The following is a 23,224-nucleotide window of genomic DNA, read 5'->3' as shown; positions in this document are numbered from 1 at the left end:
GTGACTGTCAATGAGGACTCGTTCACTGACTGGAAGAACCGCGAGGAGATCGCGGAGTCGATGATCCCGATCATCGGGAAGCTGCAGCGCGAGCGGGACGTCACCGTCCTGCTGCACAGCCGCTCCCTGGTGAACAAATCGGTCGTCAGCATCCTGAAGACGCATCGATTCGCTCGGCAGATCGCCGGTGAGGAGCTCTCGGTCACCGAGACGCTGCCGTTCCTCCAGGCGCTCGCCGCGCTCGATCTCGGCCCTTCCCAGATCGACATCGGCATGCTCGCCGCGCTGTACCGCACCGACGACCGTGGTCTGTCGGTGGCGGAGTTCACCGCTGAAGCCGTCGCCGGGGCCACCGGCGCCAACAAGATCGAGTGCCGGGAGCCGCGCGACGTCGTGCTCTACGGCTTCGGCCGCATCGGCCGCCTCATCGCCCGCCTCCTCATCGAGAAGGCCGGCTCGGGCAACGGCCTGCGGCTGCGCGCCATCGTGGTCCGCAAGGGAGCGGGCCAGGACATCGTCAAGCGCGCGTCGCTGCTGCGCCGGGACTCCATTCACGGCCAGTTCCAGGGCACGATCACCGTTGACGAGGCGAACAGCAAGATCATCGCCAACGGCAACGAGATCAAGCTGATCTACGCCGACGACCCGTCCTCGGTGGACTACACGGCGTACGGCATCAAGGACGCCATCCTCGTGGACAACACGGGCAAGTGGCGCGACCGCGCGGGCCTCTCGCAGCACCTGCGCCCCGGTGTCGCCAAGGTCGTGCTGACCGCGCCGGGCAAGGGCGACGTCCCCAACATCGTGCACGGCGTCAACCACGACACGATCAAGCCGGACGAGCGCATCCTGTCCTGCGCGTCCTGCACCACCAACGCGATCGTCCCGCCGCTGAAGGCGATGGCGGACGAGTACGGCGTGCTGCGCGGCCACGTGGAGACCGTCCACTCGTTCACCAACGACCAGAACCTGCTGGACAACTACCACAAGTCCGACCGACGTGGTCGCTCCGCCGCGCTCAACATGGTCATCACCGAGACCGGCGCCGCCTCGGCCGTCGCCAAGGCGCTGCCCGACCTCAACGCGCGGATCACCGGCAGCTCGATCCGCGTCCCGGTGCCGGACGTGTCGATCGCGATCCTGAGCCTGCGACTGGCGCGCGAGACCACCCGCGAGGAGGTCCTGGACTACCTGCGCAACGTGTCGCTGACCTCGCCGCTCAAGCGCCAGATCGACTTCATCAGCGCCCCCGACGCGGTCTCCAGCGACTTCATCGGCTCGCGCCACGCCTCGATCGTCGACGCCGGCGCCACCAAGGTCGAGGGCGACGACGCCATCCTCTACCTCTGGTACGACAACGAGTTCGGCTACTCGTGCCAGGTCATCCGGGTCGTCCAGCACGTCTCCGGGGTGGAGTACCCGACCTACCCGGCCCCGCAGACCTGAGCCTCTGGTGCCCTCAACCGGGGGAGACGACGAAGCCCCACCACATGAACCGTGGTGGGGTTTCTCGTCGTGACGTGACCTCATGAGTGGTGATCCCACACCGTGACGAGGCGCGCAGACACAAAGCTCAGTGCTCGGTTCCCCGGTGGTGAGTAGACCAGCTCGACCAGTTGTCCGAGGTGTTCGGAGTCTCGCAAGGCGAGATCCTGTGCCAGGCCGCTCAGGCGTTTACCGAGTCCCATGGGTTCCGCAGCCCGCAGCCCGCAGCCAGTCGAAAACGACGGACACAAATGGAAAGCCGTACCGGCTGCGACATCCGGGACGGCGAACTACAGCGCGGAAGCGCCACCGTGGTTGATCGACCTATTGACCGTCTCACACGATGCCATGACCGGTGTGCCGGATCGCAAGGAGTGCGGCGACGGGTGGCTACGTTCTTGCTCCCCCCTCCGTCACGCTCCGCCACGGCCCCCGGCCGTACCTGTCGTCGCATCAGCATCGGCCCACGCCTGGCGGCAGGGAACCCTGGGGTCATGTTCACGCACCGCACCACCTCATCTCCCACGTTCGCGCTTCGCCCCACGGCTGAGGCACCCGGGCTGGCCGACGAGTACCAGGCCGCCACCGAGGAAGACCCTTCGCGGCCTACTACCTGGGCTCGTAGACGAGCCTCCGCCCCCCCTGCTGCGGGCGTACCTTGGGAGTGGCGACAAGGAAGGGGATGCGCGATGGCGACCGCGCTTGCGCACAACGTCAGGAAGTACCGACGGGCGGCAGGGCTGAGCCAGGAGCAACTGGCGCTGGACGCGGGCATGTCGGTCGGCACTGTCCGCAAGATCGAGCAAGGCGGCGACGTGCGGACGGACACCCTGCACGCGCTCGCGCGCGCCCTGGGCCAACCGACCAGCTCCCTGTTTGTAACGGACGTGCCCGAACCTGTGGTGGGCGACGAAGGCACCCGACGGTCCTTGGTCGAGCTACGGAAGGCACTCATGCCCCCAGTCGGCCTCGCCGCGCCTGCGGTGATCTCCGGCCAGCCCACGGATGTTGACGAGCTGCACCGCCGCATCAAGGACTGTCACGCTCTCTACTGGGCCGACCGGTACGAGTCCGTGGCCCGCAAGTTGCCCCCCCTCCTTCGCGAAACCGAGGTGACCGTCGCCGGCGCGGAGGGTGAAGATCAGCGGTCCGCGCTGATTGCCCGGATGTACGCACTGCTGCTCACTGGGAAGTACCTGACACAGGTTCGGCAATACGACCTCGCATACCACTCTCTCGCCGAGGCCATTCGGCTCGCACGCGAAGAGGACCAGTCGCTCACGGCCGGGACGGGCATCGTCGGGATGTGTTGGCTTCTGCTCCGGCAGGACCGCTTCGATGAATCCGAAGCGCTTGCCACGGAGACGGCCCGAGAGCTGGAGCCGCGCATGTCTACGGCTACACCGGCACACCTCGCTGTGTGGGGCGAGTTGTGGCTGCGCGTCGCGTCCAGCGCGGTCCGGAACAACCGGCCGGGTGAAGCCAAGGAAGCACGCCGCATGGCCGGAACCGCTGCTAGTGCCCTGGGTCGCGAACACAACACGTTCCCCCACCACTGGGGCGGCTTCGGACCGGTCACCACCGAGGCGAAGGTGGTAGAAGACCTCGCCCTGGTCGGAGACTTCCGTGGAGTGCTGCGTCGCGCAGACGAAGGTCTCCTCGGGAGCAAGGCCCTCAAGAACATTGGCCGCCCCACAGGGCCGAATTGGGGCCGTCACCGTTTGGATGTCGCGCAGGCCCACGTCAGGTTGGGTTCCACGAACGAGGCCGTCGCCGAGCTGGTGGGCCTGCGACACAGTTCGGCCGCGTGGCTCCGGCACCAACCGTTGGCGCGGTACGTGATGTCAGACGCGCTCAAATCCCGCAAACGAACGCTCACCGAGGAGATGCGCGAAATGGCTTCCTTCCTCGGCGTCTTCGAGTAAATACCACGCTGCGTAGCAGTTTGTTGGTCACTCTGTGCGAACTGCTATGAACGCTCTGTGGCTCCTAGTGTGGCGCAGTTTTACGGTCAGAGCTCCCCCACCCCGTACGAAGAGGAGTCCTGACCGTGAATCGAAGCTCCGCCGACATCGCGCGGCGTCGGAACCTGGCCGACGCCGCCGCAGGTCTCTGGCCGACGAGTGACACGTCGTTACCGACACGGGAACGCGCGGAACTGCCGTCCCAGCCTGATGACGGCACCGCGGGCGAGGGGGCAATGCGATGAGTGACACCCCTGCTCCGGCCCCGCCCGACGCCAAGCTGGACGCCCTCCTCGCGCTGGGAGATGGGTCATTGAAGCGCCGCTGGGAACGCGCGAAGGACGACCCCCGCGAGGTCGGCAACCTGGTCGCGCTCCGCGTAGAGCTGGTGCGCCGGTGGGCGAAGCGTCCGGACGCTGCCAAACAGGATGCCGGGTACCTCACCGAGGACACTTTGGCGTCCCTCGGGCCCACCCTTGTGGGACCTGCCCTCGCCCTCGCCGGCCTCGCCCAGGAGTTCGCCGACAGCACGGAGAAGACCGTCGACGAGCTGCGCTCGCCGCTGTACTCCGGGGTGGGCATGATTCGCAATCTGTGCCAGGTGATCGATCTCCTGGTTGAGGAGCGCGAGTTCCCCTTCCCGCACCCCGACGAGGAGCCGGGGGGAGGAACGGCGTGATCGGACACCACCTCACGCTCACCGACCAACACCGCGTCATCGTCAACGGTGTGGCGCTGCGGTTCTTCCTGCGGGCCGACGACGCGTGGACGCCGGTCACCGACACCGAGTTCCATCAGCGCCTTGAAGAGGCGCTGTTCGACCCCGACGCCCTGCGCAAGGACGTGTTGTGCCCGAACGCCAGGCGCGTGGAACTCGACCGGGCCGACTACTGGCTCTGGTCCGACGGTAGCCGCACAGCGGGGCTGTGCACGTTCCACGACCGGGAGCCCCAAGACTGCGCCGGAGTAAGCGAGTTCCTGGACGGAGCGCTGCACTGATGCCGCGCCATACCTGGGTCCAGCTCCTCGTGTGGCGTCCCGCTGACCCGTACGATCCCACCCAACCTTGGCCCCGCGTCCTACAGGTCGTACGCGACGGTGAACCCGGCCCGCCCGAGGTGGCGCTACGGCCAGACGAGCCAGTGGGGGCGGGCACGGTGCGGGCGTTCACGTCCCTGGGCCTACCTCTGCCCATCAAGCCGCCGCGCGTCCTCGCGATGGACCAGCACCCGCCCGAGCGAGGCTCGGACGTGGAACAGGTCACGCTGGTGGTCGAGGGCGGCGAGCACCCGACGGAGTCCCTGCCGCCGTGCGGCGAGTGCGGCGGGTCGCATCTCGTGTGGTCGTCCGTCGATGAACTGGACCCCACTACCGGCCACGCGCTTCGCGCTCTCATAGCGGAGCGCGTGCCCCTGACCCTCTGGCGTGGCGAACCTCTCGCCGGAGGTGCGGGGTGAAGCCGTTCGATCATCTACTCATCAGTGAGATCGTGGACGCCCGTGACGCTCGACAGGGCGACTTGTTCGAGTTGGGCGGGCTGCGGCGGTACGTGCTCAACGTGCAGCACAGTGAGCTCGGCAGTACGACCCTCGTCCTTCGTGACGGCGCCGTGGCCTTCGCCGCTGGGGTCCGCATCGTCGTCCAGCGCTGACGAGCCATCAAAAAGCTGACTCGCCCCACCGTCCGGGGCGGGTCCTTCTTGGATGCCGTCTCATGTGGAGTGCTGGGTGGTCTTCGCCGTGTGGTGATGGTCGAGCGCGTGGTGCCGGACGTGTTTGTGGGAGCTGTTCCAGCGGGTGGTGCCATCTGCTCCATCGCGGCCGCAGGGCGGCGGTCGGCGGCGGTATGGGGATCGCGAGGTGCTGGCCGCGATTGTCTTCGTGGCCACGACGGGCTGCGCCTGGCGGTAGCCGCCGCCGGTCTTCGGCCCGTCGGGGCCGACCGCGCGTCGGCGCTTCACCGAGTGGAGTACCGCCCGGGTCTGGGCGAAGCCGCATCGCCTTCCGGCGGCGCGCCACCCCGCGCCCCGCCACCTCGCACAGCCCTCACGAGCGGCGCCCGACGTACCCCGTCGGGCGCCGCTCGGGCGTGTGCCCGTGACCCCGCGACCGGTCCCGCCGCCAAGGGCCGGCCGAGCCCCGCCGCCGAGGAGCCGGCCCGCGTCAGGCGTCGGCCCGGCCGGGGCGCCGGCCCGGGTGGGCCGGCCCCGCGTGCCCGGGGTCGGCCGTCGCCTCCTGGGTGGGCCAGGGGGATTCCCCGGTGAGCAGCGAGCGGGCGGCCCGCAGGGTGGCGCCGTGCTCGAAGGCGGTGGCCTGCCAACTGGTCGAGCGCAGGGTGCCCCGGTCCCGGTACGCGCGCATGATCCGTACGTGGTCGTGGCGGGCCACGAACCCGGCCAGGGCCCGCGCGTCGCGCCAGACGGAGACCGAGCCCGAGCGGGGGCGCGCCACGTCGGAGGCCGCCCACAGCCACAGCCCGACCGCGCCCTCCAACCCGTCCCAGGACCGGCGCAGCGCCAGCCCCGCCAGGGTCACGCCGGGCGCGGTCCACGGTCGGTGGGCGGTGAACTCGGTCACGCTCACGAGGACCGGGCCGCCGCCCGCTCCGGCCGACCGGGGGAGGTCGGCCGGGCCGGGCTTCCACGGCGCGAACCAGATGGTGCTCGACACGACGGCCTCCCTGGCCTTCTCGGCTACTGAGCCGCTGGACGACCCCTCGCCCGAGCGGACGCCGGGTGGGCGCTCCGGCCCATAAAACTGCACGGACGGTCGTGCTAAGGTAGCAGACTCCAGGCGTCGATCGAGGAGTAGCGGGATGCAGCCCATCGAGGCAGTCGCGAGCACCACCCTCAACGCCGTCTCCCGGGTCTCCGGGCGGCTGGCGGGTGCCGGCGCGTTCCGCCTTTTCCACATGCCGTTCGCGCGGAGCAAGCTGCGGGGCGTCGAGCGCGAGTTGTTCGCGACGGCGACGGTGGAACACCTGGCGGTCGACAGCGGGCGCGCGGTGACCTACCGGTGGGGCGACGGGACCCGGCCGGTGCTGTTGGTGCACGGCTGGCAGTCGCGCGGGTCGCGGCTGTCCGAGTTCGTCCCCGGGCTCCTGGAACGGGGCTACAGCGTCATCACCTTCGACGCGCCCGGCCACGGCGACGCGACCGGTCGCAGCACCACCATCCTCGACTACCGCGCCATCGTCACCGCCCTGCACGACCGGTACGGCACGTTCGAGGGCCTCGTGGCCCACTCGCTGGGCGTGCTGGGTTCGTTCTACGCGCTGCACCACGGCGTGCGGGCCGAGCGGATCGTGACCGTCAGCGGGGTGTGCGACTTCGACTTCCTCATCGAGGAGTTCAGCTCCGAACTCCGGCTCCGCGACCAGCTCACGGAGCGGTTGCGCGGCCAGGTCGACCGGCGGCTCTTCCCCGACGTGCCGAGCGAGCTGACGCCCTTCTCAGTGACGCACGCGGTCGCCTCCGTGCGCGCGCCGCTGTTGGTGGTCCACGACGAGGGCGACACGCGGATCGACGTCTCCCAGGGGCGTCGGATCGCCGCGGCGTTCGGCGAGCAGGCCCAGTTGATCACCACGCGGGACCTCGGCCACCGGCGCATCCTGGCCGACGCCGACGTGGTGCGCACGGTGCTGGACTTCGTCGAGCACGGCCCGAGCGCGATCGGCACGGCGCGGGCGCGGACGGCGTCCGCGGACTGAGGCGCGCGGGCCCGTGTGACGCAAACCGCACGATCGTCCGCACATTGGCTACACTGGGCGGTCCCCCACCAGCACGAGCACGGCTCTGGTGACCACGAGGGTCCGGCACCGGAAAGTAGGTAGACGCGGGCATGGCAGCGACGGCGACACATACCGACGGGCGGATCGCGCGCGGCAACCAGACCCGGCAGACGATTCTCAAGCGCACGGTGGAGATCGCCTCCGTCGAGGGCCTCGAAGGGCTCTCGCTGGGCCGCCTCGCGAGCGAACTCAAGCTGAGCAAGAGCGGCGTGTTCGCCCTGTTCGGCTCCAAGGAGGACCTGCAACTGGCCACCGTGCGGGCGGCCATCAAGGTCTACCTGGAGCACGTCGTCCAGCCGGCCCGTGACCTGCCGCCGGGCGTGGACCGGCTGTGGCGGGTGTGCACCGGGTGGCTCACCTACTCCCGGGAGCGGGTCTTCCCCGGCGGCTGCTTCTTCTACTCGGTATCCGCCGAGTACGGCGCCCGCGAGGGCAAGGTGCACGACACCCTCGCCGCCGCCCGCACCAACTGGTTCGCCTACCTCGAACAGACCGTGCGCGAGGCCCAACAGGCCGGCGAGATCGCGGCCGACGCCGACGTTCCGCAGCTCGTCTTCGAGATCGTGGCGCTCCTGGAGATGGCCAACGCGGAGTCGGTCCTGCACGACGAGTCCACGTACTACGACATGGCGGCCAAGGCGATCGCCAGCCGCCTGCGCGCGGTGGTCACCGACCCCGCGCTGCTCCCCGAGGCGCCGTAGCGTATCCACGGCGACGCCGAGCCGGCGCGGCGGCCCGCACCACGGGGGTGGGCCGCCGTCGCCGTGCGCTCGGCCGCCGCGCGTCACGTCCCGACGGGGCCCTACGCCCCGATGGCGTGCACCCCGCCGTCCACGTGCACGATCTCGCCCGTCGTACGGGGGAACCAGTCCGAGAGCAGCGCGACGACCGCGCGGGCGGTCGGTTCGGGGTCGGACACGTCCCAGCCGAGCGGCGCGCGCGTGCGCCACACCTCGCGGAACGTCTCGAACCCCGGGATGGACCGGGCCGCCATCGTCTTGACCGGCCCCGCCGCCACCAGGTTGCAGCGGATGCCGTGCGGGCCGAGGTCGCGGGCGAGGTAGCGCGAGGTCGACTCGAGCGCGGCCTTGGCCACGCCCATCCAGTCGTACGCGGGCCACGCCGTCCGCGCGTCGAAGTCCAGCCCCACGATCGCTCCGCCGCGCTCCCGCATCAGCGGCAGGGTGGCCATGGCCAGGGCCTTGAGCGAGTACGCCGACACCTCGACCGCGGTGGCCACCGAACCCCACGGGGTGGCGAGGAAGTCCCCTCCGAGCGCGTCGGGCGGCGCGAAGGCGATCGAGTGCACCACGCCGTCCAGGCGCGCGTCGCCGGTCGCCGACTCCCGTACCCGGTCCGCGAGGCCGTCCAGGTGGGCCTGGTTCTGCACGTCGAGTTCGATCAGCGGAGCGGGCTCGGGGAGCCGGCGGGCGATCCGCTCGACCAGGCTGAGCCGCCCGTGGCCGGTGAGCACGACGTCGGCGCCCTGTTCCTGGCAGAGCCGGGCGGTGTGGAAGGCGATCGAGGACTCAAGGAGGACGCCGGTCACCAGGACGCGCTTGCCCGCGAGCAGGCCGCTCACCGCGCCGCCTCCGCGCCCGGAAGCCCGCCGCTGACGGCGCCCGTGCTCACGAAGTCGCCGACGGCCAACACGAGTTGGGGCGAGCCGAGGATGCGCTGGTGGCCGAACCTGCGGGTGGTGAGCGTCCGCGCCCGCTCGCCGTACGCCGCCGCGATGCGCCGCGCCTGCTCGGGGCCGACCGCCTCGTCGTCCTCGTCGTGCACCAACAGGAGCGGCGGGCGCGGGTCGGCGACCCCGGCCAGGACCGAGAAGCGCGTCCACAGGTCGGCCTCGTCCGGGTACAAGTCCCGCTCGATACGGTGCCGCAACTCGTCCCGCAGGCGCGGCGTCAGCCCCGTGCGGGCGCAGAACGCGTCGACCACGTAGCCGAAGTCCGGCACCGAGCTGATCGCCACCACCCGGCGGGCGCGCACCCCGTCGCGCAGGGCGAGGAAGGAGGCGGTGACGCCGAAGGAGTGCGCGACCACGGCCTCGAACGGGCCGTGCGCGTCGTTGAGTTGGCCGATGGCGTCGCGGTACTCGGTCAGGGTCGTACTGTCGCCGTCGGACTCGCCGTGCCCCGGTGCGTCGAAGGCCAGCGGGCTGTAGCCCAGTTCGAGCAGGCGGGTGACGACCTTGGCGTACCGCGAGGCACGCGACTCCCAGCCGTGCACCAACAGCACCGGGCGTGCGCCGTCGCCCCACCGGTAGGTGACCACCGCGGTGTCGCCCACGGTCAGCCGGCCCCACCGCGCGCCCTCCATGGCCGCGCGCTCGCCGGGTCGCGGCCTGCTGCGCCCCTGGGGCCGGCGGAAGAGGTCGAACAGGCGCTGTCCCTCGTCGCTGAGGGGCACCTTGACGCGGGGCGTCGCATGGTCCATGGCACGCCTTCCCGATGCGATCACAGTGGACGAGATTCTAGCACGATCGTTCGCTTACATTTACTCCTCCCGGCGGCGACAGGGCGTCGCCGGTAGCGAAAAAGAACGCACGGTCGTGCTAATATGTGGTCACCGTACGACCGGTCAACTCTCTCCCCTGGAGGACGAGATGGCGCTCGCGCAGCCCTGTCCCCGAGCGGACCAGGTGTCGGTTCGCCCGCCGGGCCCGAACCAGTGGCTCAAGGACCACCTCGACTCCGTGATCGACGCCCAACTCCTCGCGGACGCCCGCGGCGGCCACCTCGCGCCGCCCGAGCCGGCGAAGCCGCGGTGAGCGCGGTCGGGCTCGTCGGGGGCGTGGTCGCGGCGGGAATGCTCAACGGCGCCTGCGGCCACGCCGGGCCGGCCGGCGTCGAGCGGGCGCGGCCCTCGGGCGCGCGCGTACGGGGTGGGGGAGTCGCCCGCGCGGGGCTCGACCGGGGGGCGAGCCCCGCGCGGTAGGGGCGCGGGCGCGGGGTCGCCGGGGGCGCTCGGCCGGCTGGTCCCCACTCGCGGCCCGTGCCTACTCGCGAGGCGCGGGCGTTGTCGTACCCCCTGCCTACGATGCCCACATGAGCACTGAGCCCACCGAGCCGACCGAGCCGACCGACCGCGAGAGCTTCGCTCCGCTGATGTTCCTGGAGTACGACTCCGCGCCGGGCAGTTACGGGCTGATCCTGAGCGACGACCACATGGTCTCCACCGCCGCGGCCTTCGGTGAGCGCGGTCACGAGGGCGGCGGGTACGACTGGGAGGCCGTCGCCCGTTCCGCGATACGCTCGCGCGCCCCGGAGTTGGCGGAGCGCGTCGCGTACGACTGTGAGGCGGGCATGTTCGCCGCGCACGGCACGGACGCGGGCGCGCTGCGCCGCCTGGGCGCGCTGTTGAGCGAGGCCCACCGCGATCCGGCCGTGCTGGCCGCGTACCTGGAGGCGGCGGACCCGGACTGGTTCGACTGACCGTGGGCGGTGCCCCCGCGCGGGGGCACCGCCCACGGGGCCGGTCAGACGGCGGTCGTCGCGCGCCTGGCGCGCGCCGCCCGGATGCCCTCGCGCCGCGTGGTGAAGGAGGTCGCCTTGGCCTCCAACGTCGTGAGGAAGGCGTCGAGTTCCTCCCGGGCGGCCTCGCCGGCCGGTCCGAGGTCGGACCGCTCGAAGACGCGCAGCTTGCGCAGGATCGGCAGGACCACGTGGTCCCGGTGCAGCCGCAGGTCGTAGATGCCGGCCAGGGCGATCTCCGCGGACTTGCGCCCGAAGTCCTTGATCGTCGAGCCGGGCATCTCGAAGCCGACGACGACGTCGCGTACGACCCCCATGGCGGTGTCCGGGGCCAGTTCGAACGCGGCCTCGACCAAGTCGCGGTAGAAGACCATGTGCAGGTTCTCGTCCGCGGCGATCCTGGCCAGCAGCGCGTCGCAGACCGGATCGCCGCTGGCCTGGCCGGTGTTGCGGTGCGAGATGCGGGTGGCCAGCTCCTGGAAGGCGGCGTACGCGATGGCGTGCAGGGCGCTGTAGCCGTCGGGCCGGGTGTAGCCGGCCGACATGTGCGCCATCCGGGCGCGCTCCAGGGCCCTGGGGTCCACCGCGCGGGTCACCAGCAGGTAGTCCCGCAGGGCCGCGCCGTGCCGGGCCTCCTCGGCCGTCCAGCGGTCGACCCAGGTGCCCCAGGGCCCGTCCTTGCCGAACTCGGCCACCGCGAAGTGGTAGCCGGGCAGGTTGTCCTCGGTCAGCAGATTGACCACGAGCGAGAGGCGGGCCACCTCGGGCAGCGTGGCCTCGTCCGCCGTCCACGGGCGCCCGCCGAGCGGCCCGTCGAACTCCCGGCCCGCGCTCCAGGGGATGTACTCGTGGGGGAACCACTCCCTGGCCACGTCGAGATGGCGGTGGAGGTTGTGCTCCACCACCGGTTGGAGTTCGGCGAGCAGCGCGTGCTCGGCGCGGGCCGCGGTGCGGTCGGATCGGTCGATGGGTGGCATGGTGCTCGCTTCCTCGCGTCGCGGGCGCGGCGGGGGTCGCCCGCTAGCGCTCCGGGTGTGGACGGCGCCCCGTGGCCCGGGCGCGGATCGTGGGCGCGACGGCCATGGCGGCCACCGAGCCGACCGCGCAGGCCAGGAACACGTGCAGGTAGCCCTGGTCGTCCCGGGGGCCGTGGCGCTCCAGGATCGCGGCCAGGGCGGCGATCCCCAGCGCGCCGCCGACCTGGCGCGTGGTCATCAGCAGGCCGGAGCCGGAGGCGAAGCGGTGGGGTTCCAGCGACGCCGTGGCCGCGTTGGAGATCGCGGTAAGGGCCGCTCCGATGCCGAGCCCCGCCAGGACGCCGATGGGCAGCCACAGGGTCAGGTACGCGCGCTCGGTCCCCAGCAGCAGGTACATCGCGGCGCAGGAGGCGGCGAAGAGCGCGGAGCCGATGGCCACGGCGGCCCACTGGGCCCGCGGTCCCACCCGGCGCCCGACCACCGTGGCGCCGACGGCGGCGGCGAAGGCGCCCGGCGTCACCGCGAGGCCCGCCTTCAACTCCGAGTAGCCCCAGACGGCGTTGAGGAACAGCAGGGTGCTCAGGAGATAGGCGTACATGGCCGCGCCGAACAGCAGCGAGGCCACGTTGGTGGCGGCGAAGGCGCGGCTGCGCCACAGGTCCCACTCGACGGCGGGCGCGGCGTGCCGCCGGGAGACCAGCAGGGCCGCGGCGAGCAGGACGGCGCCGGCCACCAGCAGGGCCAGCACCCGGCCGCTGCCCCAGCCCCACTCCGTCCCCTGCGTCACGCCGAACACGATGCCGCCGATGCCGAGCGCCAGGGCCGTGGTGCCCACCGGGTCGGGCAGCCGGCGTCCGCTGGGCGCGTCGCCGGTGAGGCGCACCGCGACGGCCGCGATGGCGAGCCCGATCGGCAGGTTGATCAGGAAGACGCTGCGCCATCCCCACGCGTCCACCAACAGGCCGCCCAGGCTCGGGCCGACGGCGGCGGCCATGCTGCCGACCGCGCCCCAGACGCCGACGGCGACCTGTCGGCGCTCCGCCGGCGTGTGCTGGAGTACCAGGCCGAGCGCCGAGGGGATCATCCCCGCGGCTGCCACGCCCTGCAGCGCGCGGGCGGCCACGAGCATCGGCACGCCCACCGCGAGCCCGCTCAGCGCGGAGGCGAGGGTGAACAGCACGGTGGACCAGACGAAGAGCTTCTTGCGCCCGAGCACGTCGGCGGTGCGCCCGGCGACCGCGAGCAGCGCGGCGAAGACCACCGTGTACGCCGTGATGACCCAGGTCAGTTGGGACAGCGAGGCGCCGGTGAAGTCCGCCCGCAGGTCGGCGAAGGCGATGTTGACGATCGTGGTGTCGAGCACCGCGAGGAACGTGGCCCCCGACGCGACGAGCAGCGCGAGCCTGGCCGTGGCCGCCGCCTGGGCGGAGTCCGGCCGAAGCCGCTCGGCGCGCGGTGCCGCCTCCGGTGGCGGGCTGGCGTCTGGTGAGTGGGGTGAGGCGGTGGTCATGCGGGGGTCCCTTCGCCATCGAACGCGCGGTGGTCGTCGGACGCGCGGCGGTCATCGGAGCGCCGCTGCGGTCATCGAGGCGCCGCCGACGCCCGATAAAACTAAACGATCGTGCGTTTAATTTAAAGGGTGGTCCGCCGGGCGGCCGGCCCGATGAACTCCAGCGCGCTGTCGATCACCGCCGGCTCGCCCAGCACCTTCCGATGGCCGAGGCCGCGGGTGACGACCAACTCCGCCCGCGCCCCGTACGCCTCGCGCAGCGCGTACGCCTGCGCGAGGGGCACCAGGTCGTCGTCCGCGTCGTGGATCAGGCGCACCGGCACGTCGATCTCCGTGGCCGCCCGCACCGCGTCGAACAGCGCCCACGGGTCGGCCACGTGCCCGAACAGCCGGTGCTCGATCCGCTCGCGCAGGTCCTGCCGCAGGCTCGGTGTCAGCCCGAGCAGCCGCGCGAACGCGTCGGGGAAGTGGTCGAAGTCCCGCACCGCCGCCACCGTCACCAGCCGCTCGGCCCGCGCGCCACCGCGCAGCGCCAGGAACGCGCTGGTGGCGCCGAGCGAGTGGGCGACGATCGCGCGGAACGTGCCGTACCGCTCCTGGAGTTGGCCGATGATCTCCCGGTACTCCAGCACGGTCGTGTCGCGCCCCGCCGACGCTCCGTGGCCCGGCGCGTCGAAGGACAGCCCCGTCAGCCCCAGCGCCTCAAGGCGCGGCACGAACCCGGCGTACCGCGAGGCCCGGGACTGCCACCCGTGCAGCATGAGCACGGGCGCGCCGCCGTCTCCCCAGCGGTAGCACCGCACCCGCTTGCCGGCCACCACCAACTCCTCGACGGCGGCCCGCTCGTGGACGGCGCGCTCGCGCGGCAGCACCTTGCCGCGCCGCAGCGGATGGCGGAACAGCGCGTACGCCGCCCGCCCGGCCAGCTCGGGTGCCGGGCGCGCCAGCGCGTTCAGGGCCGCGCCGACGAGCGGCGCCGCGCGGCTCACGCGCGCACCACGGGAGTGGGGGACGGATTCCGCATCGGCTCAGCTCTCTCCTCGTTGGGTGCGGCGTTTCATCACGTCGCGGCGCTGCGAACTCGCGATGGCCCGCGGGCGTTCGGCGCGGGGCGGCCGTTCCGGCGTGCGGGCGGGGCCGGCGTCGCCCCGCCCGACGGCGCGCGTCAGCGGCTGCTCCACAGCAGCGGCAGGAACTCGGGGTCGCCGTAGTCGGGCGTGCCGTCGGCCGTCCTACGCACCAGCATGTCGTGGTTGTACGCGACGGGCGTGCCGTCCGAGCGGGTGAAGGCGCGGTAGCGGTTCTCGGTGTCCTGGAGGTGGAGGGAGATGGCCCGCCGCGGGCGGTCGCTCAGGTTCGGGCCGCTGCCGTGGTAGGTGCGGCAGTGGTGGAAGCTGACGTGGCCCCTGGGTATGCGCATCGGGACCTTGCGCACCCGCACGCCGTTGTGGCGGGCGTTCTCCTCCAACATGGCCTCCAGTTCGCCACGGTCCCGCTCGGCGAAGTGCAGCGAGGTCGCGTCGTTGGCCGCGGTCTCGCGCCACCGGTGGCTGCCGTCCACCATCGTGATCGTGCCCATCTCCTCGTCGCAGTCGTGGAAGGGGATGAACGCGGTCAGCATCCGCTCGGAGGTGGAGGTGGCCCAGTAGTGCCGGTCGAAGTGCCAGGGCACGACGTTCGACGGCTCCCCGGCCACCGGCGGCTTGTAGATCAGCGTGGACTGGAAGACCCGGATCGCCTCCGCCCGGGCCAGGCGCGCCGCCACCGCGCCCAGCAGCGGCTTGCGCAGGACGCGGCCGATCGTGTCGTCCTCGTAGTGGATGTAGTCGTTGTGCCGCTGTACGGGACCGTCCGCCGGCTCCCAGTAGGCGAGCCTGGGCGGCCGGACGGGCAGTCTCCGGTCGCGGTGGCCGCCGTAGAAGCGCTCGCTCGCCGAGACCAGGAGGTCGGTCTCCTCGTCGGTGAACAGCTTCTTCGACATGTACCAGCCGTGTTCGGCGTAGGCGGCGACGTCCTCGTCCGACGGCAGGAGGGCGTGCTCCTCGTCGGTCAGCGTGAACTCGGCTGCGTCCTGAACGGTCACGGGATTCCTTACGTACGACGGGTGCGGGTGCGGGTGCGGTGGGGTCGGCGGGGCGCTGCCGGGGCGTGGCGGGCCGGGCTCAGGCCGTGACCTCGGCGCGGGCCACGGCCTCGTAGAGGGCCTTGATGTTGCCGCTGCCGAAGGTGCGGGCGCCGTGCCGGTCGATGACCTCCCAGAAGAAGGTCTTCCGCACGTGCGGGGACTGGGTGAAGATCTGGAAGACCTGACCCCAGTGGTCCTGGTCGACCAGGACGCCCGTGCGTCGCAGGTCCTCGACGCGCAGGTCGGGGCTGCCGAGACGGCCGGTCAGGTCGTCGTAGTACGCGTCGGGCGTGTCCAGGAACCGGACGCCGCGGGCGCTCAGGGCGGGCACGGTGGCCACGATGTCGTCGGTGAGCAGCGCCAGGTGCTGCACGCCGGCGCCGCCGTGGCTGGCCAGGAAGGTGTCGATCTGGCCGGGCCGGCGGTCGGGTACCGGCTCGATGATCGTGAAGGTGACCTGGCCGGACGGGCTCTGTACCACCTTGGAGTCCATGGCCTGTTCGCCGACCTCGATGAACTCCTCGAAGATCTGGCGGAAGCCGAAGACCCGCTCGTAGAAGGCGACCGTGGGCCCGAGTCGGCCCGCCGGTACGCAGATCGCCGCGTGGTCCACGGTGGTCAGCAACTGCTGTCTTGGGTCCGGGTCCTCGGCGAAGATGTCCAGCGTCCCGGGGAGGAAGTCGGTGCGGTCGCCGGTGCGTTGCATCAGCCGGTGGATGACGTCGCCGAAGCCGAGCACGGCGGCGGTCACCACCTCCGTGTCGCCCCGCCGGTGCGTGGTGGGCTCCTCGACGGCGACCGCCCCCCGCTCGGTGGCCGTCGCGAACGCCCGGGCCGCGTCGTCCACCGCGAAGGCGATGTTGGCCACGCCGTCGCCGTGCCGGGCCACGTACTCGGCCACCGGGTGGCCCGCGGTCAGCGCCGAGGTGAGCAGGACGTCGATGCCTCCCTGGCGCAGTAACAGGGAGCGTTGGTCGGGTCGGCCGGTCTCGGGCCCCGACTGGCCGCACAGGCGGAACCCGAACGCGGTGCACAGGTAGAAGGCCGACTGTTGCGCGTCCCCGACGTAGAACTCGACGTGGTCCACAGCTCCGATGTTCACGCGGGTGAGCCCTTCTCTGAGGTCGTGGCCGGGTGCTTCTTCCGGGTGCTCGCGGTGGCGAGGAGCAGGCTGACGTTGTGGCCGCCGAAGGCGAACGAGTTGGAGATCACGGCCTCGACGCGCTGCCGCCGGGCCCCGCCCCGCACGTGGTCCAGGTCGCAGCGCGGGTCCACCTCGTCCAGGTTGTGGGTGGGCGGCAGCGCGCCCCGGGTCAGGGCGAGGGCGCAGACGACCGCCTCCACCGCGCCGGAGCCGCCGAGCAGGTGGCCGGTCATCGACTTGGTGCTGCTCACGGCCGGCGAACGGTCCCCGAAGACCGCCCGCACCGCCTTGGTCTCCGCGATGTCGCCCAGCTTGGTGGCCGTGCCGTGCGCGTTGACGTAGTCGACGTCGGCCGGTGTGAGCCCGGCCGTGGCCAGCGCGCCGCGCATGCTGTGCGCCGCCCCCTCGCCGTCGGGCCGGGGCGCCGTCGGCCGGTACGCGTCGGTGGTCGCGCCCCAGCCGACGAGGTCGGCGTAGCCCGCCGCGCCCCGCGCGTCCGCGTGGTCGGCCCGCTCCACGACCAGCACGCCCGCGCCCTCGGCCAGCACGAAGCCGTTGCGCCGCCGGTCGAAGGGCCGGCTGGCCCGCTCCGGGTCGTCCCAGCCGCTGGCAAGGGCCCGGGCGTGCGCGAAGGCCAGCGCCGACGTCGGGTTGAGCGGGGCCTCGGCGCCGCCGCAGATCACGACGTCGGCTTCGCCGTAGCGGATCAGCCGCGCGGCCTCGGCCACCGCGTGGGCGCCGGCCGAGCAGGCGGTGGCGATGGCCGAACTCCAGCCGCGCGCCCCGTACTTGATGGCGATGCGGGCGGCGGCCATGTTGGGCAGCATGCCCGGCAGCAGGTAGGGGCTGACCGCGGTCGGGCCGCGCTCGGCCCGTGCCCGGGTCTGCTCCTCGTAGGTGGTCAGCCCGCCGGCGCCGCTGGAGATGACCACCGCGACGCGGTGCGGGTCCACGTCCCGGCCGACGGTGAGGCCGGCGTCGGCGACCGCGTCGTCGGCGGCGGCCATGGCCATCAGGACGTACCGGTCGACCAGCCGCCCCTCGCTGGGCGGCAGCACCTCGCGCGCCGCGATCTCCGGGGCGATGCCCGCCACGCCCACGGTGCCGTCCAGGAGGTGGCCCGGCGGCGGCCTGCGCAGCCCGGAGGTGCCCCGGCACAGCGCGTCGAAGAGCTTGTCGGCGCCACGGCCCAGCGGGGTGAAGGTGCCGAGCCCGGTGACGACGGGCCGCGCCTGCCCGCTGCCCGCGCTCACGCGGTCACCTGCCCGGCGACGCTCTCCCGGCCCAGCAACTCGCCGTCCAGGAAGCGCTGGCGCAGCAGGAACTTGCGTACCTTGCCGGTCGCCCCGAGCGGGATGCGCTCCGGGCTCACCACCACGACCCGCTCGACGGTGTCGGCCACGTGCGGCTCGAGGGCGGCGAGCACCTCGGGCGCCCGGTCGGCCTCCTGGTCGGCCCCCGGGTCGAGCACGAGCAGCACCGAGGTGATGACCCGCCCCTGGCTGGGCACCGCGACCACCGTGCACTCCCATACGTCGGCGCAGCCCGCGAGGACCCGCTCCTCGCACAGCATCGTGTAGAGCCGGTTGCCGCCGCCCAGGTCCACCGCGTCCACGGCCCGGTCGACGTGGTAGTAGTAGCCGTCCGTGTCGTGGAAGACCAGGTCACCGGTGAGGAAGTAGCCGTCGCGGCGGGTGCGGTAGGTGGTCACCGAGTCGTTCCAGTAGCCGAGCGAGAGCGTCGGCGCGTTGATCGCCAACTGGCCCACCTGGCCCGGGCCGAGCTTGTGGCCCGCGTCATCGACGACGGCCACGTCCGAGAAGGCGTGCGGCTTGCCGATGCACCGCCCGTAGCGGCTGGTGTCGGGCGTGTGGGTGATGAAGAACTGGGAGTGGCCCATCTCCGACGAGCCCAGGCCGTCCACGAAGAACGACCCGGGCCGGCGCACCCGGCCCGCACTGGTGACGGCCTCCCGCGCGCCGGCGGCGACCAGCTTGCGGATGTGCGCCTCGTGCGCGCAGTCGCCGGTGTTCCACCAGGTGCGTACGGAGTCCAGGTCGCGGGCCGCCAGGTCCGCGCCGGCCAGCTCCGACCAGGTGGTGGCGAAGCCGAGGACGCTGTGCGGCTGCCAGCGCTCGATGGCGTCCAGGACCGGCCCGCCGTCCTGTTGGGAGAGCAGGGCGAGTTGGCTGCGGTTGGTCAGCGCGAGGTTGACGGCGATGACGGTGGCCGCGTGCGCCGACGGCAGGACGCCCAACATGCGGTCAAGGCCCTGGCCCTTGGGCAGCGAGAGGCGGTGCCGGATGGCCGCGAACAGGCTGTGGTGCGAGTGGGTCACCGCCTTGGGCAGGCCGGTGGTCCCCGAGGAGTGCGTGATCACCACGGGCTCGCTTCCGTGGTGCCGGTAGGGCGCGGGCGCGGCGGCGGCCTCGCCCGTGCCCAACGTGGCCGGGTCCGCCAGGTGTTCCGTCGCGCAGCCGACCTGGGACAGCGCCTCGCGGTGCGGGCCGTCGGCGATCACCCCCACGGCCCGCAGCCGCGCGATGTACTCGCCCGCCTGCTCGGCGGGCAGCCGTCCGTTGACGAGCGCGGGGATCGCGCCGAGCCGTACCAGCGCCAGATAGCTGAGCACCTGGTCGGCCGCGGCGCCCACCCACACGGCGACCGGGTCCCGGGGGCGTACGCCCAGCGCGTGCAGGGCCGCGGCCCGGGCCGCCACCCGCTGCCCGAGCTGGGCCAGCGACAGGGCCTGCCAGGCGGGGTGGCCGTCCACCGGGGTGTCGAAGGTCAGGGTCGGCGCGGTCAGGCCGGTGCCGCGGTCGACGAGGGTGGTCAAGACGTTGCCGACACCCAACCGCTGGTCGGCCGCGAGTTCCGCGCGCTCGTTCTGGGGATTCATTGCCGGTGTCTTCGCTTTCTCGATCGGACGGATCGCGTACGACCTGCCGCCGCTCCCGGCCGGCGGCGGGCCGCTTGGGCCGGGAGGGCGGGCACGTCGGGTCGGGCGGGTCAGCGGCGGGCGGGGCTCACTTGGCCGAGGTCGCGGCCGACGCCCGCTGGACGATCTCCTTGACCAGGCCGCCGACGGTCAGCAGGGCGACGGACTCCATCTCGTCCTCGTCGAACTTCACGCCGTAGGTGTCCTCCACCTGAATGGCGATCTCGGCCACCGAGAGGGACTCCAGGTCCAGGCCGGAGGGGCCGAGCGGGGTCTCGGCGGTCACGCCGGTGACGTCGTAGTTCATGTTGTCGAGGGCCTCGATGACGAACTTCTCAACCTCTGCGGACATTTGATTGACTCCCTCTTCATGGATGGGCACCCGGGGCCGGCCCCGGACGCGGTGACGGTGCTGTGGTGCACGACGGACGGGGACGAGCGCCGCACGGCGCACACCCTGTTGCTCCGGGCCGTGGCGCGGACGCTGCGGGTCCCGGTGTCCGGGCTTCGGTTGGACCACGAACCCGGCGGTCGCCCCGTCATCGGCGGGGTCGCCGAGGCGCCGCGGGTCAGCCTTGCTCATGCGCGCGGGGCGCTGGCCGTCGCCTTGACCGACCGGGCCCCGGTGGGGGTGGACGTGGAGGTGGTGCGCGAGCTGCGCGCCGACGCGCTGGCCCGGTCCTGGCTGCACCCCGCCGAGGCGGAGTGGGTCGCGGGCCTGCCCGAACGGCAACGGTCGGTGGCCTTCTTGTGGTTGTGGACGCAGAAGGAGTCGGTGGGCAAGGCGCGGGGCCAGGGGTTGCGGCGCGGCGGCATGAGCCGACCGGTGCCGCTGCCCGAGCGGTGGCCGCCCGCCGCGTCGCTGACGCCGCGCCCCCTGCCGGGGGCCGCGCACCTGACCTCGTCGGCGGTCATCGTGGGGGAGGGGCGCTACGTCCTGGGGCTGGCGTTGGTGGGAGCGGTGCGGGCCGGTGCCGTCCGGACCCGGGTACGCCGGGTGGACGCGGCCGACTACGCCTGAGCCGCGCCGACCGAGGCCGCCGCGCGCACCGCGGCTCGCAGCGCCTCCGCGTCGCGCACCGGTTTGCCCGTCGCGGTGCGCGGGAGCGCGGGCAGCAGGTGCAGCGTCCGTGGCCTCTTGTACGGGGCCAGGCGCGCGGCGAGCGCGTCGGCGAGGGCCGTGAACGAGCCGGGCTCGCGCACGGTCACGAAGCCCTCGATGCCCGTGCCCTGCACCACCACCGCGTCGGTGACGCCGGGCAGCGCCGCGAGGGTGGCCTCGACCTCGGCGAGGTCCACCTTGAGGCCGCCGACGGAGACCTGCGCGTCCAGCCGGCCGTGCACCGTGAGCAGCCCGTTGGCCGGGTCGATGCCGCCCGCGTCCTTCGTGCGCAGCCAGCCGTCGACGAACCGGGTGCGATCGGTGCGGCCCACGTACGGGCTGGCCGGCAGGCCCAGCAGGATCTGGCCGTCCTCGATCCGCACCCGCATGCCGTGCACCGGGGCGAGCCCGGGGGTGTGCGCGCCGCTCACGTCGGCCGCGATGACGCCCACCTCGGTCATGCCGTACATGACGCCGAGTTCGGCGCCGAACGCGCGGGTGAAGCGCTCCCGCACGCCGGGCTTGACCAACTCGCCGCCCACGATCATCCGACGCAGTCGCGGCAGGCTCGGCGGCGCCCCGGCCGCGGCGAGCATCGCGGCCTGCGAGGGGACGCCGAGCAGGGTCGTCGCCCCCTCTCCCGCGGTGACGGCCCGCACGATGCCGTCGAGCGTGTGGGTCCGGGGCAGCACGACCTGCGACCCGGCGGCGAGCCCGCTCAGCAACCCGCCGACGAGCCCGAGGACGTGGATGATCGAGGCCAGCACCACGGTGCGCTCGCCCCGGGTGGGGTAGCCGTCGAGCCGTGCGTACCGGTCGAGTTCGGTCAGCAGGCTCTCGACCGTGCGGCCGATGACCTTGGACGGGCCGGTCGAGCCGGAGCTCAACTGGAGGAGGGCGTGCGGCGTGGCGGCCGGGCGGCCGGTGGCCGGCGTGGTGATCCGCGAGCGGACGTCGACGTACCCGCGCAGCGTGCCGGTGACCGGGTCGGTCGGCTCCGCGACCACCTGCGGGGTGAGCAGCGCGAGCGCCCCGTCCACCTCGTGACGCGTCAACCGGTAGTCGAGCAGGGCCACTTGGGCGCCCGAGCGCCACCCGGCCAACATGGTGACGACACAGCTCAACGACGGCGGCAGCCGGACGGCCAGCGAACCGCCCGCCGCCAGGCCGGCGGCGCGCAGCCGCCGCTGCTCGTCGGCCACGAGCCGGCGCAACTCCCAACGACTGACCGGGCCGCCCAGGTGGAGGGCGACGTCCTGCCCACTCCCCCCGAGCAGTACCTCATCGACCCATTCCCCGCCACCACCAACAGGCAGTTCGGACGCCGATCTATCAGCTTCCCCCACCGGAATCTCTCCCCTGTAGCAGATGTCGAACTATCCGAGCCGCCAGGGGACAACGCCGTCCTTTGACGAATACGGATGCGTGCGCCGCCATGTTTTCCCCACCCGGCGGCAGATTCATCGTTGCTCACTACCTTTCAGTAATCAAGCGAAGTTCTGCGTGAACCCCTTTGGCCAATCGGTTGGTTATATGCGGGCAGCCCGAAACTCCCTTTCACCAGGTGGTGAAAGGGAATGCGGGATGGTTGACCCCCCGGGGTTGTCAGTTCATTTCCGCGCAATTCCCGAGCGGTGGAACGCCTGCACGTCAGGCGCCCCCATCAGGGCCATGACCTCGTCGAACTCGCGCATGAGGGTGCGCAGTACGGCCGCGACCCCGTCGCTTCCGGAGTGCGCCAGGCCCCACAGGACCGGGCGGCCCACAAACACCGCGTCGGCCCCCAGGCACAGCGCCTTCGCGATGTCCGCCCCGTGACGGATGGCCCCGTCGAGGATGAGTTGGCAGCGCCCGGCGACGGCATCGGCGATCTCGGGCAGGGCGTCCGGGGCGGGCGTCGCGAAATCGAGTTGTCGGCCGCCGTGATTGGAGATGACGAGGGCGTCAACGCCGTGTCGCACGGCGAGTTCGGCGTCCTCGCCGGTGAGTACGCCTTTCAGGACCAGGGGCAGTTCGGTGCGTTCCCTGAGCCAGGCCAGGTCCTTCCAGGTGATCGAGGAGTCGAACTGTTCCCGGGCGTGGCGCGCGATGGCGGACTGGCCCGCGGCGGCGCTGTGGGTGGCCGTCATGACCGCGGGGTCGACGTTCGCCGCGCGGATGCCCGCCGGCAGGGCGAAGCCGTTGCGTACGTCGCGCGGGCGGTGGGCGATCCGGGGCGCGTCGACCGTGAGGACGAGCGCGCGGTAGCCGGCCCGCTCGGCCCGCCGGATCAGGTCGAGCATCGGCTCCCGTCGCCGTAGCCAGTAGAGCTGGAGCCACAGCGGGCCACCGGCCACCGCCGCGATCTCCTCCAGGGTGCGGCTGGCGAACATGCTGACCGTCAGGAGCGTGCCCGACGCGCCGGCCGCCCGCGCCGTGGCCAACTCGCCGTCTACGTGCGCCAGTTGGTGATAGGCCATGGGGGCGATGCCCAGTGGGGCCGGCAGCGGGGAGCCCAGGAGCGCGGTGTCGGGGCGGCAGTCGGAGACGTCGACGAGGCACCTCGGGCGCAGCGTGAGTCGGTCGAGCGCCTCGCGGCTGGTGGCCAGCATCGACTCGGTCCCGCTGCCGCCGGCGAGGAAGTCCCATACGGGTCGCGGTAATCGCTCCCTGGCTGCGGTCTCGTAGTCGTAGAGCGTCGACTCCACTGGCGCATCCCCCCGCCGTCACTC

General features: G+C 72.4%; 23 protein-coding genes and 1 pseudogene. 11 read left to right on the top strand and 13 right to left on the bottom strand.

Annotation, left to right across the window (positions count from 1 at the left end):
* The 6 genes and pseudogenes from AC3CHW_RS03630 to AC3CHW_RS03605 form a co-directional block, all read left to right on the top strand.
* Window positions 1-1,446, top strand: coding sequence for a glyceraldehyde-3-phosphate dehydrogenase (locus tag AC3CHW_RS03630; RefSeq protein ID WP_176165076.1), 1,446 nt, complete (start codon window positions 1-3; stop codon window positions 1,444-1,446).
* Window positions 1,447-2,174: 728 nt separating this feature from the next.
* Window positions 2,175-3,410: a helix-turn-helix transcriptional regulator gene (locus AC3CHW_RS03625; protein WP_488469545.1), complete on the top strand. Its 1,236-nt coding sequence runs from the start codon at window positions 2,175-2,177 to the stop codon at window positions 3,408-3,410.
* Between the two features lie 280 nt (window positions 3,411-3,690).
* Entirely contained in the window at window positions 3,691-4,128 is a 438-nt protein-coding gene (locus AC3CHW_RS03620) for a hypothetical protein (protein ID WP_488469544.1), read from the top strand.
* Window positions 4,125-4,448 (top strand): hypothetical protein, encoded by a 324-nt coding sequence (locus AC3CHW_RS03615; protein WP_488469543.1) that lies wholly within the window; start codon window positions 4,125-4,127, stop codon window positions 4,446-4,448. The genes AC3CHW_RS03620 and AC3CHW_RS03615 overlap by 4 nt, the downstream gene beginning before the upstream one ends.
* 454 nt (window positions 4,449-4,902) lie before the next feature.
* Entirely contained in the window at window positions 4,903-5,100 is a 198-nt protein-coding gene (locus AC3CHW_RS03610) for a hypothetical protein (RefSeq protein ID WP_488469542.1), read from the top strand.
* Between the two features lie 96 nt (window positions 5,101-5,196).
* Window positions 5,197-5,456: pseudogene (locus tag AC3CHW_RS03605) on the top strand (transposase); the annotation flags it as partial.
* A gap of 155 nt (window positions 5,457-5,611) precedes the next feature.
* On the opposite strand, the gene AC3CHW_RS03600 reads toward AC3CHW_RS03605, so the two are convergent.
* The gene (locus AC3CHW_RS03600) at window positions 5,612-6,118 is read right to left on the bottom strand and encodes a hypothetical protein (RefSeq protein ID WP_488469541.1); all 507 of its coding nucleotides are present in this window, start codon (window positions 6,116-6,118) and stop codon (window positions 5,612-5,614) included.
* 145 nt (window positions 6,119-6,263) lie between these two features.
* On the opposite strand from AC3CHW_RS03600, the gene AC3CHW_RS03595 reads away from it, so the two are divergent.
* Window positions 6,264-7,157 (top strand): alpha/beta hydrolase, encoded by an 894-nt coding sequence (locus AC3CHW_RS03595; protein WP_488469540.1) that lies wholly within the window; start codon window positions 6,264-6,266, stop codon window positions 7,155-7,157.
* 131 nt (window positions 7,158-7,288) lie between these two features.
* A complete protein-coding gene (locus AC3CHW_RS03590; protein WP_187062537.1) occupies window positions 7,289-7,939 on the top strand; it encodes a TetR/AcrR family transcriptional regulator in 651 nt (216 codons plus the stop codon).
* A 101-nt stretch (window positions 7,940-8,040) separates the two neighbouring features.
* Here the strand turns inward: AC3CHW_RS03590 and fabI are convergent, their stop codons facing one another.
* Together fabI and AC3CHW_RS03580 are read right to left on the bottom strand one after the other, a co-directional pair.
* Window positions 8,041-8,820: an enoyl-ACP reductase FabI gene (gene fabI / locus AC3CHW_RS03585; protein ID WP_488469539.1), complete on the bottom strand. Its 780-nt coding sequence runs from the start codon at window positions 8,818-8,820 to the stop codon at window positions 8,041-8,043.
* Window positions 8,817-9,680 carry an alpha/beta hydrolase gene (locus tag AC3CHW_RS03580; RefSeq protein WP_488469538.1) on the bottom strand — a complete coding sequence of 288 codons (864 nt, stop codon included), beginning with the start codon at window positions 9,678-9,680 and terminating at the stop codon, window positions 8,817-8,819. Before AC3CHW_RS03580 ends, fabI begins: the two co-directional genes overlap by 4 nt.
* 169 nt (window positions 9,681-9,849) lie before the next feature.
* Here AC3CHW_RS03580 and AC3CHW_RS03575 point away from each other — a divergent pair, with 169 nt between their 5' ends.
* Both AC3CHW_RS03575 and AC3CHW_RS03570 read left to right on the top strand, forming a co-directional pair.
* Window positions 9,850-10,014: a hypothetical protein gene (locus tag AC3CHW_RS03575; RefSeq protein WP_459246350.1), complete on the top strand. Its 165-nt coding sequence runs from the start codon at window positions 9,850-9,852 to the stop codon at window positions 10,012-10,014.
* Window positions 10,015-10,291: 277 nt separating this feature from the next.
* Window positions 10,292-10,678, top strand: coding sequence for an immunity 51 family protein (locus AC3CHW_RS03570; protein ID WP_398606868.1), 387 nt, complete (start codon window positions 10,292-10,294; stop codon window positions 10,676-10,678).
* A gap of 44 nt (window positions 10,679-10,722) precedes the next feature.
* Here AC3CHW_RS03570 and AC3CHW_RS03565 read toward each other — a convergent pair whose 3' ends face one another.
* From AC3CHW_RS03565 to AC3CHW_RS03530, 8 genes are all read right to left on the bottom strand, one after another.
* Window positions 10,723-11,694, bottom strand: a complete 972-nt coding sequence (locus tag AC3CHW_RS03565; RefSeq protein WP_488469537.1) for an acyl-ACP desaturase — start codon at window positions 11,692-11,694, stop codon at window positions 10,723-10,725.
* Window positions 11,695-11,737: 43 nt separating this feature from the next.
* Complete coding sequence (locus AC3CHW_RS03560) at window positions 11,738-13,204, bottom strand: DHA2 family efflux MFS transporter permease subunit (protein WP_488469536.1); 1,467 nt, start codon at window positions 13,202-13,204, stop codon at window positions 11,738-11,740.
* A 122-nt stretch (window positions 13,205-13,326) separates the two neighbouring features.
* Window positions 13,327-14,193, bottom strand: a complete 867-nt coding sequence (locus tag AC3CHW_RS03555) for an alpha/beta hydrolase (protein ID WP_488469535.1) — start codon at window positions 14,191-14,193, stop codon at window positions 13,327-13,329.
* A 176-nt stretch (window positions 14,194-14,369) separates the two neighbouring features.
* Window positions 14,370-15,287, bottom strand: a complete 918-nt coding sequence (locus AC3CHW_RS03550; RefSeq protein ID WP_488469534.1) for a phytanoyl-CoA dioxygenase family protein — start codon at window positions 15,285-15,287, stop codon at window positions 14,370-14,372.
* 79 nt (window positions 15,288-15,366) lie between these two features.
* A complete protein-coding gene (hppD, locus tag AC3CHW_RS03545) occupies window positions 15,367-16,431 on the bottom strand; it encodes a 4-hydroxyphenylpyruvate dioxygenase (protein WP_488469533.1) in 1,065 nt (354 codons plus the stop codon).
* On the bottom strand, window positions 16,428-17,726 hold the full coding sequence (locus AC3CHW_RS03540) for a beta-ketoacyl-[acyl-carrier-protein] synthase family protein (protein WP_488469532.1): 1,299 nt from the start codon (window positions 17,724-17,726) through the stop codon (window positions 16,428-16,430). The genes hppD and AC3CHW_RS03540 overlap by 4 nt, the downstream gene beginning before the upstream one ends.
* The gene (locus AC3CHW_RS03535) at window positions 17,723-19,372 is read right to left on the bottom strand and encodes a class I adenylate-forming enzyme family protein (protein ID WP_488469531.1); all 1,650 of its coding nucleotides are present in this window, start codon (window positions 19,370-19,372) and stop codon (window positions 17,723-17,725) included. Before AC3CHW_RS03535 ends, AC3CHW_RS03540 begins: the two co-directional genes overlap by 4 nt.
* 127 nt (window positions 19,373-19,499) lie before the next feature.
* The gene (locus AC3CHW_RS03530; protein ID WP_398606876.1) at window positions 19,500-19,763 is read right to left on the bottom strand and encodes an acyl carrier protein; all 264 of its coding nucleotides are present in this window, start codon (window positions 19,761-19,763) and stop codon (window positions 19,500-19,502) included.
* 18 nt (window positions 19,764-19,781) lie between these two features.
* Between AC3CHW_RS03530 and AC3CHW_RS03525 the strand changes: the two genes are divergently transcribed.
* On the top strand, window positions 19,782-20,432 hold the full coding sequence (locus AC3CHW_RS03525; RefSeq protein WP_398606877.1) for a 4'-phosphopantetheinyl transferase family protein: 651 nt from the start codon (window positions 19,782-19,784) through the stop codon (window positions 20,430-20,432).
* On the opposite strand, the gene AC3CHW_RS03520 is transcribed toward AC3CHW_RS03525, so the two are convergent.
* Complete coding sequence (locus AC3CHW_RS03520) at window positions 20,423-21,859, bottom strand: class I adenylate-forming enzyme family protein (RefSeq protein WP_488469530.1); 1,437 nt, start codon at window positions 21,857-21,859, stop codon at window positions 20,423-20,425. The genes AC3CHW_RS03525 and AC3CHW_RS03520 overlap by 10 nt on opposite strands.
* Before the next feature lie 264 nt (window positions 21,860-22,123).
* Window positions 22,124-23,200 (bottom strand): alpha-hydroxy acid oxidase, encoded by a 1,077-nt coding sequence (locus tag AC3CHW_RS03515; RefSeq protein ID WP_488469529.1) that lies wholly within the window; start codon window positions 23,198-23,200, stop codon window positions 22,124-22,126.
* Window positions 23,201-23,224: the final 24 nt, after the last annotated feature.

It is taken from the genome of Streptomyces sp. MGP-BFMKR1 (assembly GCF_057766585.1).
Note: the sequence above shows the minus strand (reverse complement) of the source record. Positions and strands in the feature narration are given on the sequence as shown.